The 12,199-nt window shown below is 38.0% G+C and carries 11 protein-coding genes; 2 read left to right on the top strand and 9 right to left on the bottom strand.

The features are described 5' to 3' along the window. Window positions 1–157: 157 nt before the first annotated feature. Window positions 158–325, top strand: coding sequence for a hypothetical protein (locus tag U735_RS25590; RefSeq protein WP_157365023.1), 168 nt, complete (start codon window positions 158–160; stop codon window positions 323–325). Window positions 326–327: 2 nt separating this feature from the next. On the opposite strand, the gene U735_RS0112800 is transcribed toward U735_RS25590, so the two are convergent. The 4 genes from U735_RS0112800 to U735_RS0112785 form a co-directional block, all read right to left on the bottom strand. Further along, window positions 328–1,797: a M14 family metallopeptidase gene (locus U735_RS0112800; RefSeq protein ID WP_031444202.1), complete on the bottom strand. Its 1,470-nt coding sequence runs from the start codon at window positions 1,795–1,797 to the stop codon at window positions 328–330. 4 nt (window positions 1,798–1,801) lie between these two features. Beyond that, window positions 1,802–2,461 carry a peptidoglycan recognition protein family protein gene (locus U735_RS0112795; RefSeq protein WP_031444201.1) on the bottom strand — a complete coding sequence of 220 codons (660 nt, stop codon included), beginning with the start codon at window positions 2,459–2,461 and terminating at the stop codon, window positions 1,802–1,804. A 41-nt stretch (window positions 2,462–2,502) separates the two neighbouring features. Continuing rightward, window positions 2,503–2,964 (bottom strand): 3D domain-containing protein, encoded by a 462-nt coding sequence (locus tag U735_RS0112790; protein ID WP_232233260.1) that lies wholly within the window; start codon window positions 2,962–2,964, stop codon window positions 2,503–2,505. A 64-nt stretch (window positions 2,965–3,028) separates the two neighbouring features. Next, entirely contained in the window at window positions 3,029–3,841 is an 813-nt protein-coding gene (locus U735_RS0112785; protein WP_031444199.1) for an FRG domain-containing protein, read from the bottom strand. Between the two features lie 521 nt (window positions 3,842–4,362). On the opposite strand from U735_RS0112785, the gene U735_RS0112780 reads away from it, so the two are divergent. Next, on the top strand, window positions 4,363–6,153 hold the full coding sequence (locus U735_RS0112780) for a peptidase associated/transthyretin-like domain-containing protein (protein WP_031444198.1): 1,791 nt from the start codon (window positions 4,363–4,365) through the stop codon (window positions 6,151–6,153). 42 nt (window positions 6,154–6,195) lie between these two features. Here U735_RS0112780 and U735_RS0112775 read toward each other — a convergent pair whose 3' ends face one another. The 5 genes from U735_RS0112775 to U735_RS0112755 all read right to left on the bottom strand — a co-directional run bounded on the left by U735_RS0112775 (window position 6,196) and on the right by U735_RS0112755 (window position 12,131). Continuing rightward, entirely contained in the window at window positions 6,196–7,062 is an 867-nt protein-coding gene (locus tag U735_RS0112775; protein WP_031444197.1) for a carboxypeptidase-like regulatory domain-containing protein, read from the bottom strand. Window positions 7,063–7,569: 507 nt separating this feature from the next. Beyond that, the gene (locus tag U735_RS0112770; protein ID WP_031444196.1) at window positions 7,570–8,187 is read right to left on the bottom strand and encodes a DEAD/DEAH box helicase; all 618 of its coding nucleotides are present in this window, start codon (window positions 8,185–8,187) and stop codon (window positions 7,570–7,572) included. A 253-nt stretch (window positions 8,188–8,440) separates the two neighbouring features. Continuing rightward, a complete protein-coding gene (locus tag U735_RS0112765; protein WP_031444195.1) occupies window positions 8,441–9,286 on the bottom strand; it encodes a 1,4-dihydroxy-2-naphthoyl-CoA synthase in 846 nt (281 codons plus the stop codon). 65 nt (window positions 9,287–9,351) lie between these two features. Next, window positions 9,352–10,614 (bottom strand): glycosyltransferase, encoded by a 1,263-nt coding sequence (locus tag U735_RS0112760; protein WP_031444194.1) that lies wholly within the window; start codon window positions 10,612–10,614, stop codon window positions 9,352–9,354. Between the two features lie 5 nt (window positions 10,615–10,619). After that, window positions 10,620–12,131 carry a DEAD/DEAH box helicase gene (locus U735_RS0112755; RefSeq protein ID WP_031444193.1) on the bottom strand — a complete coding sequence of 504 codons (1,512 nt, stop codon included), beginning with the start codon at window positions 12,129–12,131 and terminating at the stop codon, window positions 10,620–10,622. Window positions 12,132–12,199: the final 68 nt, after the last annotated feature.

The following is a 12,199-nucleotide window of genomic DNA, read 5'->3' as shown; positions in this document are numbered from 1 at the left end:
GTGCTTATAAAGAGCTCCAAACAAGCTATATCGAAAAAAATAAAAAGTAAGGTAGGGTTTTTGGCTAGATAATTGTTCTAATAATAACAACCCTTATCAACCTATGTTCATAATGAATGCTAAAAACTAAATTTTGTAACACTTAAAAAAGAATATCATGGTTGTAATCAACGACATCTTTAAATATAGCGCCATCAGTGAGCTATCCAATGGGTTTAAGGGCCTGGCCATAACTATTTTTACCTGTATTGTAAGTATTCTTTTTACAATGCTTTATTGGCTACTTGCCTACGGGGATAGTATGCGGATTTCTTATGGATATTAGAACTATCGTAAGATCAATGCATTTTTAAAATTCCCTTCCCCAGATTTTAGGTCGATCAAAAATCCATTGATTACCGCATAGCGGGGTTGGCCCTTTTCTTCCAATATAAAGTTGGGAATAATGCCTACCCGCATTTTAAATTGTGGCACCTTGTAGTCCTTCCCTATAATGTTGAGGGGAAAGGATACATAATTTTCGCCCTTTGGAATGTTCTCCACCCGCACATAGGTGAAGCCCGATCGCAAAAGATCCAATGCCTTTAATTGTGATACCTCGTTTATGGAAGCTAGGGTTTTTGGGTATACCTTTCCTCCTACCATAGAGTAGCCTTTCCCTTCCAAAGTTTCGTAACCATAATAGGTGGATAGATCGCCCTGGTCTACTACCCTGCTGCTGTTATAATAGGTTTTATGTGATGTGTTATCAATTTCCAATTGGTGAATGCCCACATCCAAAGTATAATTTTTGCCCAGTAAATTATAGGTGAGGTTATTCAGTTTTAGATCGAATAGTTTTCTATCATTTTCGGGAATTTTTTCGTAGTCGGAAATGGGAATGTCCTTATAATTTCCATTGGCTATACTATATATGGCCGATAGAATGGAAACATAGTTCAGTTTTCTGATCTCCTGTTTTTCAGGATCGCTTTTGTAACCGCCAGATTCTATTAAGATGGCACTTGTGCCCCACTTTTGAATATTGTCGCCAAAGGCCCTTGGTTCAAAATCGTCATTATAGCGCCCTACTTGTCCCGGGGCATATTTCTGAATTATTTTATTCATATAAACAATAACCTTCATTGCGTTGGCACGCACCTCATTAATATCTTTTTCATAATTAAAGGCAGGTGCCAAATAGGAGATGGTAGCAGGTTTGTCAGTTCTTTCCGCATTGTAATAAGTGCTTTGGTCGTGAAGATTAAAACCAAAATCCGCATCCAAACTATCCCTTACCCTTTTTAAGGTTCTTCCCTCGGGCGACTGCAATGCAAGTGCATCCCTATTTATATCTATTCCCAAGGTATTTCTTCTTTGATATACTTCTGCCCCATCGGGATTGAGCATAGGTAAAAAGTGCAATTTTAAATTCTTTAGAATGTTTTCCTTTTCGGTTTTGAAATCGCCACTGCTTAAAAAATTGAAAATGTCAAATATGGCCTGGGTGGCCGTAGGTTCGTCCCCATGCATTTGCGACCACAGAAAAACATCTGTAGCACCTGTTCCAATACTTATAAGGGAAAGGTTGCGCCCTTCGATGGATTTGCCAACAACCGTTACAGTAAATTTGGGGTTGGCAGATAATTTATTGATAAGTGGTTGAATATCATTATGCTTTATCCTTCTTTTATCCAAAGAAGGTTCTTTGTATTTTTCATAAGTTGAGTATAGCTTGGATGTAAAATCTTTTTCCTGCCCAAAGCCGGAAAATACCATTAGCAAACAAAGGATAAGGGCGAAATTATTTGATGTCATTGTATTATTTTGCAATTGGTGTAGGTTTAAAATTAAGTTTTTTGGTAGCTCTTTTTACTCTTTTTAAAAATTTCTCACCGGGGTCGGTCTTTACGGTCCTATAGCCCTCATCTTTTTCCAACCACAGTTCGTGGTCTTCAAAAAGCGTATACTCATAGTGACCAATAACGTAATCTATATCGTATTTGGATTTTAAATATTTGACCAGCCATTTGTTGGATCTTAATTGTGCCCTTGTGAGTTTGGTATCCCCGGTTCCCCCAACATTTTCAATCCCGATAGCACAATGGTTTAGACCTATTACGTGTCTTGCCATAGTAGTTTCGGGCATTAATCTATAAATTGTACCATCTTGATCTACAAGGAATTGGGAGGATACATTTAAACCACTGGCAGAGCTTATCTCCGGTCTCCAATCGGGTAGGGTAGGCAACTCAAAGGCCTGGTACGATTTCTCCAGAGTTGGGATTACCGTCCAGTGCAATACTACCATCTTGGGAGCAATAACCGGTTCGTCTTGGATAAGGCCGTAGTGGTCGGACATATATTCCAAAGTGAGCTCTTTTCGCTCTTCGTCAAAAATAATTGGTTTGTCTACTATTTCACGGTTTACGGAACATGAGATGGCAATAAAAAGGGTGCATAAAAGTAAGCTCTTCTTCATTCTATTTTTAGTATATAAACTTGGGCAATAAAGATACAATATCATTTTATTTCCGTGGAATCCCTTTTTACCCTGTAATGGATGGTTATTTTTTTTCGCCCCCATTTTAAAGCTTTCTCCTTATCCTCCCCCATATAGATGTCGATCCTATTTTTCCATTTGGAATGCATTTTATCCTTCACAAAATAAATACTGGTATCCCCTTTTATCCTTACTTGTGTATTGTAATCCAATCCCAATGGAATCAAGTCTTTGGAAACAGCAATTACTTTCATCCCTGGAAAAAGCGAATCGCCCCAGGCGGTAATTCCCGGATGAATTTTAGAGGTTTGTGAGGGAAAGGAATTGTAGGCGGTGGCCGTTACCCTAAGTGGCTTCCAAATATAACCATCATCCACAACTTTCTCCTTGCAACTGGCCAAGGACAAAAGGATACCCGGCAAAACCAGCCATAGTATAATCTGCCTACCCTTAGCGCCCAATGTACCCAAAATATTATTCACACCAATTATTTAGATTAAAAAATCAACAAAATAGAGAGTTTGGTATTAAGTAATTAGAAAACTATTAGATTTTGTTTTTATCACTATACCATCTTTTTAGCCATTTGGAAATTCCTTCCAAGCCCGGATATATGATTCTTTCCGTAATGTTTGCCTGATCCAGCTTATCCCTTATTTCCCACTTTAATTCTGATGGAATAATTACTTTCTTTAAATACTTGGGATGGTTTTTAAGCCAGTCCAATGGACTGGAATCCGGATCCAGCATAAATGAAAAAAGAGCAAATTGGTTAATTATACGATCATCAAGGGAAGGTGGCTCGAAAAATATCATGGTATTGGTGTTCCGACTCGAAAAATCATATAGTTCTTCTATGGTATTACCTATTGTTTGTTTTAGCTCCATGGAGCTAAAATAGAAAATATCTTTGCTTAATATAGGTGTTTTGAGCTCTTCCGGAAGATGCTCTCTTAGTGCTACATAATTTACCATCCAGATGGCTCCGTCCAAATTATAAGTGCCCATATCCTCTGTTAAAAAATGTAAGGCAACATTGGGAGAGTGGGTCCAGTCAATTAGTCTTGTAGGAAGTCCGTGGTGCTGTCCCAAGGAGATCCAGTTCCAGAGGTTGTTATAATCATCGATCAAGGTATTGATAGGCGAGTACTTCCTAAAGTTTCTGATCATAGTGGCTTCTACTTTTGAAGGTATTCTTCCCAATCTTTGAAGGCTGGTCTCCAATCCAAATTGGGCATTATAGACACCCCTATAGGCGTACGGAGATCGAAACCTATCGATCTTTTCGTCTTTTTCATTAAACAAATACGCTTGAAGTTCCAACCAACTCTTAGGCTCAAATAATTCGAAATCTTCCATTTATCTGAATAATTTAAGTGCGGACCCAAGGATCCTAATTATACTAAATAACCTATAACCATTTTAATGATGTGCTAAGTACTATTATAGGGCCGATGCATCGTTTATTCCTATGTTTTCTAAGCGAATCTTGCTACACTTGTATACATTACATTCCTAAAACTGAAATTTGGGAGGTATAAATTTAACCCTTTATTTGGGATTAATTGGAGTCCTAGGTAACTGCTTTAAAAACTATGATATTATAGTCCCTTTAATCAAACAATTGAACGTTTTAGAGATACTTATTCTGTTGAAACCATTAAGAATCTAAATCAATTTCATGATATTATCTCATAGAATAGAGTGTCTTTGTCAATAATTCACTTCGAAAAAGAAATTAAGGGTACATCTATAACAACAGAAAATGGCGTAAATTCAATTATAAAAAAGTGTAGCCATAATCTTTTAATCGAATCAACCTCCTAATAATAAAACAGTTAACTTAGTGTGAAAGTACTTGTAATGGAGAAATCGAAAGTATGAAACAAATCATCTTCTTTTTGACAATATTTTTTTGCATCACTAGTTTGGCGCAGTCTAAAATAGAAGGCTTTATTTATGACGGGATGTCAGATGTTCCACTGCCCTATTGTACTATAAGGATTTACGGTTCACAGGCACATTCTACTATAACTAACGAGGATGGTAAGTTCGCAGTAGACAGTATTTATTCTAGTGATTCTATAGAAGTAAGGCACTTAGGGTTTAAAACAATAAAGACCGTGGTATCCTATTTTGAGAAGGAATCCAAACTTCAATTGGAAATGGATGTTTCCGTTTTGGACGAAGTTGTGCTGACCGCCAGCCAAAACGAGGTGTACCCCTATAAGCTATTGGAGAGGATAATAGAAGTGTACCGAAATAGCAAAAATACAACGGTCAGTAAGGCTTTTCTAACCATGATTTCCTCTACAAGGAATATCCCGATCGAACATGTAGAAGGCTTCTACAACAGCGAGCAAAGTTTGGCAAACGGAATTTTGGATCTAAAGGTCAAAAGTGGTCGATTTGGACAAAACAGAGCATTCCCTTTTTATAGTTTGGACAATACTAAAATTTTGAGTGACTTTCAGCTTTTCGGGACCTCCAAACAAATATTACCCGATTATCCAGGGAATTTGACTTACAATGCCATACAAAGAATATATGATGTAAAAATTGATGATTGTGTCGAATGCAGCCAAGGGGAGGTATCCATTTCGTTTTCCCCCAAAGTGGCCAATGGTAGATTGTTTTATGGAAACATGTTAATAGACCATCAGCTGTTAATAATTAAAAAAATAGAACTTTTGGCTGTTGATCCCATAACAAACGCTTTGGCTTCCATCAATAAAGATGTTGAACTGACCCCAAGGGAAATTCGGCTCAACATTGTTTTTAACCCTATAGATCCCGAAAAGATCCAATATCTGGAACTTCATTTTCAGATGGGTTACAGATCCAAAAATATCTCGGAAATTATTGATTCCCGTACTTTTCTATATTTCTTTGATTACGACACATTTTATGAAGACCCCTATTTTACCAAGACAATCCATTTTAACAATGATTATGATAAAATGATCGCCTTGCAGGCATCCGATGATTTTTGGGAGAGCAACTACCAATTTCCTAAAAGTATCAATGAAAATAAATCGATGGATTTCATGAAAAAAAATGGATTCCTGATTAATTTTAATAATTATATCCCCTTGGACGACCTAAAATACACAAGACCCACCGTGCTTTCATGGCAGCAGGGAAGAAGGTTGAATTGGGAACATTTGCATAGATTAACTACCGAAGAATATGAGAGCGACACCATGGGTTATAACCGAGGATTAAATTTGTCAACTGGCAAAGCCTATGATACCCCGTTTCAACATCTGCAAACCAAAGCTTCCCGAAATGACAAAGATAATATCAATATTTGCTATATGGTAGATAGTTATATAGGCGAAAATGGGATTACAAAAATAGTGAGTCGAACATTGTTGGATATCGATTCCTCTCAATTCAGCCATGAGCGCACAAAAAATAAGCTGGTATATTTCAATATTATTTTTGATATCTATGAAGTTTACAGACAATTGGCCGCCTCTCGGATTATGGAGAATACGACCTTTGAAGAGGCAAAAATAATTTATGATGAAATGTACAAGGCGGCTTTAACTGAAGTGAAAAAAATGGAGAAGGAAACGAGCAATGATAGTGACTACGAGGGCTTGGTCAAATGGAACAACCGGATAAAAGCAAAATTGAACATTGACAATTTAGCTTCGATTAAATAAGCACTTACTAAATTATAAGGAAATCTTCCAAAAAATTTTTATTTAATCATGTGGTATAGGCGCATTCCTACTTTGATCTATAAACAGTTCATTTAGACTATCGCGTAACGCGGAATTATCATACCTCTTAACATTTCCACTGTAATCCATTTGGGTCGTGGTTTTGGTGTTGATTACAATGACCCCTCCAACTCCCGTAGGTCCATATCTGGAAATCGCAGCATTACGCTCCAGAATAGCGATCCGGTCTATATCATGTGAGGATAAATAAGTAGGTGCGGTTTCATGTATAAACCCATCCACATCAAAAATAGCTTTCGGAGGTGTTCCGATGGAATCATAAATGGAATAAGCTATTCTACGCAAATACACCTTTACTTCAGGCACTCGAACCACCCTCATGCTAGGACTATAATTCATCAGAGAGGTTAAAAAATCTGGTCCTGTAGCCACCAAATCCCTACCACTGATAACCTGAAAGGACGATGAAGAACGGTCCTTATTTAAAACGCCCCTTGAGGTCTTGACAAGATTTGTGTTATCGGGATATTCCGCCAATATGCCTTTTTGGGTTTTTCGTTTCCTTTTGGTTAAGGTCACTTCATCCAAGTCGGTTACCATTGGGGATAGGACTATTTTAAGTTCCTCTTCCGTTTCCGGAACGGCACGTTCATAAGTGCCATAGCCAAGGGAAGAGAACACCAAAACCTCATTGGCTTGTGCCCTTAAGGAGAACCAACCGCTTTCATCTGTTTGTGTTCCACGTTCAGTGCCTTTAAGCAAAACATTAACATTTGGAATGGCTGTGTCCCATACATCGGTCACCCTTCCCGAAATATTTATTTCGGAAGTTTGGGAATGGAATGGTAGTGACAATATTAAAAATAAAAATGACAACCTATATTTCATACTCGTTAGAATAATCTAATTGTGTTGATGAAATCCAAACGGGGGATAGATAGTATTAAAGATAATAAAAAGTGTTTGCTTGAAATTATAAAACCTTGGTAATTGAGAATTATTGGGCAGCTCTTGAATACGGTTGTTATTACTTAAAGTATTTGGAATGAGAACCAATCCCTGTATTTAGGAATGTTTTGTAAACAGTATGCGATTCATTTATATCCATTTAAAGGCGTAGAACTCTATTTTTTGATGACAGCAAATTTTCAAAATATCATAATATACCCCTTTCACCACATAAAAGGCCTATTTCCCAACATTAATTTCTTTCAACGGCACAACCCTGATACTTTAGCAGTGTAATAAAAAACGAATTAATAATTTTTTCATTTTCATATAGTGTTCTCGTAAAAGAGCTTTGTCTTAAAAGATAAGGCTCTTTTTAGTTTTAGTCCGTTTGGGATTATTAATAGTTAAGGAGTAATTGTTTCATTATGGCATTGTTACATAAAATCACTCCCCTACCTCAACGATCTGTGCATTGGCCATAAACAATTCCTGCATCCGCTCCATTCGGCTATCGAACTTAGTGGAAAAAATGGCATACTGACATCTGTCCAAACTTTCAGGGATTCGGATGACATCGGAAAAAGGGCTGGGTTTGGACAAGAATTCTGCATCGTCTACAATAAACAACTTTAGCTTTCCTAAATTGATGCCGTTGAGGTAAAAGATCTTGCTCAATCTTTTTGGGGTGGCAATGACAATATCCACTCCCTCAAAAATTTCATTCCGTTGTGCTTCTATATTGTGTTCTTCATAAACGGAATAAATACGAAGGTCCATTCTTCTTGTAAACCGTTCAAATTCACTTTGTAGGGTCAAAGCGGATTCCTTGTCCTTTACGAAGATCAGGGCTCTTGGAGCCTCCTCAAATGCTGTACAATCCAGTTTCTGAAGCGTACTTATAATTATCGCGGTAGTTTTACCGGCACCGGCAGGCGCTATACCAAAAACACTGGCTCCCCCTTTAATTTTTGAAAGAATCGCTTTTTGAAAGGGAAGAGGCTCCTTAATCCCCTGTTGCCCCAACACTTCTTTTAACTGTTCCTGTATTTTTTTGAATGCCATATTTAGTATTATCTATTCCAATTTTAATTCTTTGTAATTGTTAAATAACAAGTTTCTCTTGTCTAACCACAACTTTTGATCACTTCACAACAATAGTTTTCCCAATAAGGCCTTCTATCCTACTTTAGTAGTGTAACAAAAACGAAGTAATAATTTTTTCATTTTCATATAGTGTTCTCGTAAAAGAGCCTTGATCCAAAAGACAAGGCTCTTTTTAGTTTCCAGGGTTTTGGAAACTTAAATGTCCAATTGTTTAAGGAATCCAGTTGTTCTTTCCAAAATTTGGTTTTCGCTTTTCCAAAAAAGCATTCCGTCCTTCTTTTGCTTCCTCGGTCATATAGGCCAATCTTGTTGCTTCGCCGGCAAATACCTGCTGCCCCACCATTCCGTCATCAGTGAGGTTCATGGCAAATTTGAGCATCTTTATGGAGGTTGGCGATTTTTCAAGTATTTTTTGTGCCCAATTATAAGCTGTATCTTCCAATTCCTCATGGGGAATAACCGCATTTACCATTCCCATGTCCAAAGCCTCTTGGGCCGAATAATTCCTGCCTAGGAAAAATATCTCCCTGGCCTTTTTTTGTCCCACCATTTTTGCCAGGTATGCCGAACCATACCCACCGTCAAAACTGGTTACATCGGCATCTGTTTGTTTAAAGATTGCATGTTCTTTGCTTGCTAAGGTTAGATCGCAGACAACGTGTAGGCTATGGCCTCCTCCAACGGCCCAACCAGGAACTACGGCAATGACAACCTTGGGCATAAACCTTATTAGTCGTTGTACTTCTAAAATATTCAACCTGTGCATACCGTCTTCCCCTACATAACCCTTATGCCCCCTAGCTTTTTGATCCCCTCCACTACAAAACGAATACACTCCATCTTTGGTAGACGGACCTTCGGCAGAAAGTAGCACAACCCCTATACTTGTGTCCTCTTGGGCGTCATAGAATGCCTGGTATAGTTCACTTGTGGTCTTGGGCCTAAAGGCATTTCTAACATTGGGCCTGTTAAAGGCAATTCTAGCAACGCCATCACATTTCTTATAAGTGATATCCTCAAATTCCTTAACTACTTTCCAATCAATTTTTTTACTCATTTCTAAAATGGTTTAACAGTTATCAAAGATAATACTCTTTATTTTGGCAGGCTTCGACCATTAGTTTATTCCGATTGTGGTTTGCTGTTTTTTTCTGCGATCCATTTGGACATAAATTTTGTACTGGCCAAGCTATGGTGCAAGAGCATTGCACCAATAAAATTTCTTGCTCTGTGTTCTTCCAGATTCTTGGTAAGCAGCTCAATATTATCCCTTAATTTTTTTTGCAAAACAACTTTGTTGTAAAAGCCGTTTATAATGGCGGTACCATTATGTCGGGCAACGGTCCACTTATCTTCATTTTGGTACAGGAGAATGGCAGCCTTGGCAAAAGCCTCCACCTCATTGGCAATAATTCCGTTCCATGCCAAGTTTTCACAGATGCCTTCAGCGCCTATTTCTGTCGTAATGCTGGGAGTGCCGTTTAGCATTCCACTCAGTAATTTACCTTTTATTCCAGCGCCATAATTTAAGGGCGCAAGATTTAGTCGGGCCTGGGATATAACCTTATTGGCATCATTGGCATATCCCATAATATAAAATCCTTGTTTTGGACTGTTCAATTGTTTAATGCTTTCGGGCATATAAGCTCCATAGATAAATAGATTGGCAAGGGGCAACTCCTTGCGGATCAAGGGCCAAATGTCCTTTTTAAGGGTATGGATCGCGTCTATATTTGGTGCATGTTTCCCATTGCCGATACAGACAAAATCCTTTTTTTGATCAAATTGGAGCCAATGGTTTTGTCTTTCTTCATCAATGGCATCAAACATCATTGGTAAATGCAGAAGTAGATTGGGGTCCATTTTCACAGTCTTGGTCAGAAGTTCCATTTCGTATAGCGATATGATCAGACTAAGATCGCATCTATAAATACTGGCCATTTCCCTTTTTGTCTGGTCCTGGTCCAACCAAAATTGTTCGGTAAAGGGGATGGATTTTTTAAATGACAATTGTCTGGCAATCCTAAGCGAATGTAGATCTTCGGTATCTAAAATACGCAAGGCATTTGGAGCATTTTCCACAACACGCCATCCAAACTGTTCTTCTGTCATAAAACGATCAAATAGAACAATTCCCGGATCTAGATCCTTTAAAAAAACATCAAAACTGGAATGGTTAAGGAGAATAGTTTTTTTCCTAACCCCAAGGCTGTCCAAATCAAAGGAGAATTCGCTTTCTGCCGCAGTACTGGCAAAGGTTATCTGGTAATCCTGCTCCAGAAAAAAATGGATCAATTGTAGCATCCGTCCTCCAGCTGCCGTTGTATTGGGCTCCGGCCAGACATAGCCAATGATCAATATTTTTTTATCCGTTTCTGGGAGCATGTGTTCTATAAACGCCTGGCGAATTTCTGGGAAATTTTGGAACGTAGTTTCCGCTCATAATCTTCCTCCAACCATTCTTTGTAATTCTTGGTGTTGTTCATTATGCAATAGGAATATTGGCGCACCCTAAAAGCGATCTCTTCCTTTAATTTCTTGGCCAGGATACGGGCGTCAAATACATCCTCACTATTTTCAACACATATAGTGGCGTGCTGTTCAATACTGTTCTCCAATACGGTTTTGGATTTAAGTCCCTGGGCAAAAACTTTTTTGTATTCTGCTTTGATATCAAATTCGATATTTTTGGACTTGCTGAATAGCGCCTTGAGGTCGGCCGGCATTTCGTAAACAAAGTCCCGCTCTATTTCTTCATCATTTTTTATGCTCTCCAAAAAGAAATCCGGAAAATGAAAAATTTCCTGCCAATCTATGGGAGCGCTCCAAAGACCAAATCGGGCCACATTGTTCCCAAGATCTACCACTGTAAACTCATTCTTATTGGGCAAAATCCTGGATCCGCGTCCTATCATCTGAAAATAAAGGGTCAAGGATTTGGTAGCCCTGTTTAAAATAATGGTTTCCACAGTGGGTTCGTCAAATCCAGTGGTCAATATACTTACCGAGGTAAGAATGGCATCGGGGGTTTTTGAAAACCATTTTAAAATTTCCTTACGCTCGGAGGCGCTGTTCTTATTATCTAAATGCCGAATGTTGTATCCAGCCTTTTTAAAGGTGTCCAAAACGTATAAAGAAGTGTTGATACCATTATTAAAAATAAGGGTTTTGGTACCTTTTGCAATCTCCTCATAGGCATTTACCAATTTGGTAAGCATATTCTGGTTACCATATAGCTCGTCCGAAGATTTTACCGTATAGTCACCGCTTATGCCCAATTTTAAACTTTTTAGGCTTACGTCGTAATTGTACATATTGGCCTTGGCCAAAAAATTCTTTTCAATGAGCGATGATATGGATTCACCCACGATCAATTTTTGATAGTGGTCCTTCATCGGAAGTTTTATGTTGGAACTTAGAGGAGTTGCAGTAACCCCAAGGATAATTGACTTTTTAAAATATTTGAATAATTTTCTAAAGGAATTGTAATGGGCTTCATCAATAATGACAAGTCCAATATCATTGATTTTTACCTTGTCATCCTGAAGTCTATTGTTAAGGGTTTCCACCATGGCCACGAAGCACATATATTGGTCCTGGTCCTGTAATTCCTTAACCTCGCTATTGATTATTTTGTTTTTAACGCCAAATCCCTTCAACATTTTGGAGGTTTGGCTGCTCAATTCTATTCTATGGGTAAGAACTACTACCTTTTTATTGGTTTTATGAATATATCTTTTCGCAATTTCCGAGAAAACAACCGTTTTACCTCCTCCTGTTGGCAATTGGTATAAAAGATTCATATCGTCCGGGGACTCCTCCAAACACTTGAAAATGGTGTTCAGGTCTTCCTCTTGATAATCATAAAGGGTTTTTTCTGTACTTTCTTTAGGTAGCTCCAAACGGGAAATGAAATTTTTTAAAATTAAGAAAAATCAAACCTTACAAAATTAAGAGTTTTTTGTGCCGG

The sequence above is a fragment of the Arenibacter algicola genome (genome assembly GCF_000733925.1).
In the GTDB taxonomy this organism is placed as follows: Bacteria; Bacteroidota; Bacteroidia; order Flavobacteriales; family Flavobacteriaceae; genus Arenibacter; species Arenibacter algicola.
Note: the sequence above shows the minus strand (reverse complement) of the source record. Positions and strands in the feature narration are given on the sequence as shown.

Excerpts from the sequence above, each read along its gene's own strand:
- U735_RS25590 (WP_157365023.1), top strand. The coding sequence starts at position 158 with ATGGTTGTAATCAACGACATCTTTAAATATAGCGCCATCAGTGAGCTA.
- U735_RS0112800 (WP_031444202.1), bottom strand. The coding sequence starts at position 1,797 with ATGACATCAAATAATTTCGCCCTTATCCTTTGTTTGCTAATGGTATTT.
- U735_RS0112795 (WP_031444201.1), bottom strand. The coding sequence starts at position 2,461 with ATGAAGAAGAGCTTACTTTTATGCACCCTTTTTATTGCCATCTCATGT.
- U735_RS0112785 (WP_031444199.1), bottom strand. The coding sequence starts at position 3,841 with ATGGAAGATTTCGAATTATTTGAGCCTAAGAGTTGGTTGGAACTTCAA.
- U735_RS0112780 (WP_031444198.1), top strand. The coding sequence starts at position 4,363 with ATGAAACAAATCATCTTCTTTTTGACAATATTTTTTTGCATCACTAGT.
- U735_RS0112775 (WP_031444197.1), bottom strand. The coding sequence starts at position 7,062 with ATGAAATATAGGTTGTCATTTTTATTTTTAATATTGTCACTACCATTC.
- U735_RS0112770 (WP_031444196.1), bottom strand. The coding sequence starts at position 8,187 with ATGGCATTCAAAAAAATACAGGAACAGTTAAAAGAAGTGTTGGGGCAA.
- U735_RS0112765 (WP_031444195.1), bottom strand. The coding sequence starts at position 9,286 with ATGAGTAAAAAAATTGATTGGAAAGTAGTTAAGGAATTTGAGGATATC.
- U735_RS0112760 (WP_031444194.1), bottom strand. The coding sequence starts at position 10,614 with ATGCTCCCAGAAACGGATAAAAAAATATTGATCATTGGCTATGTCTGG.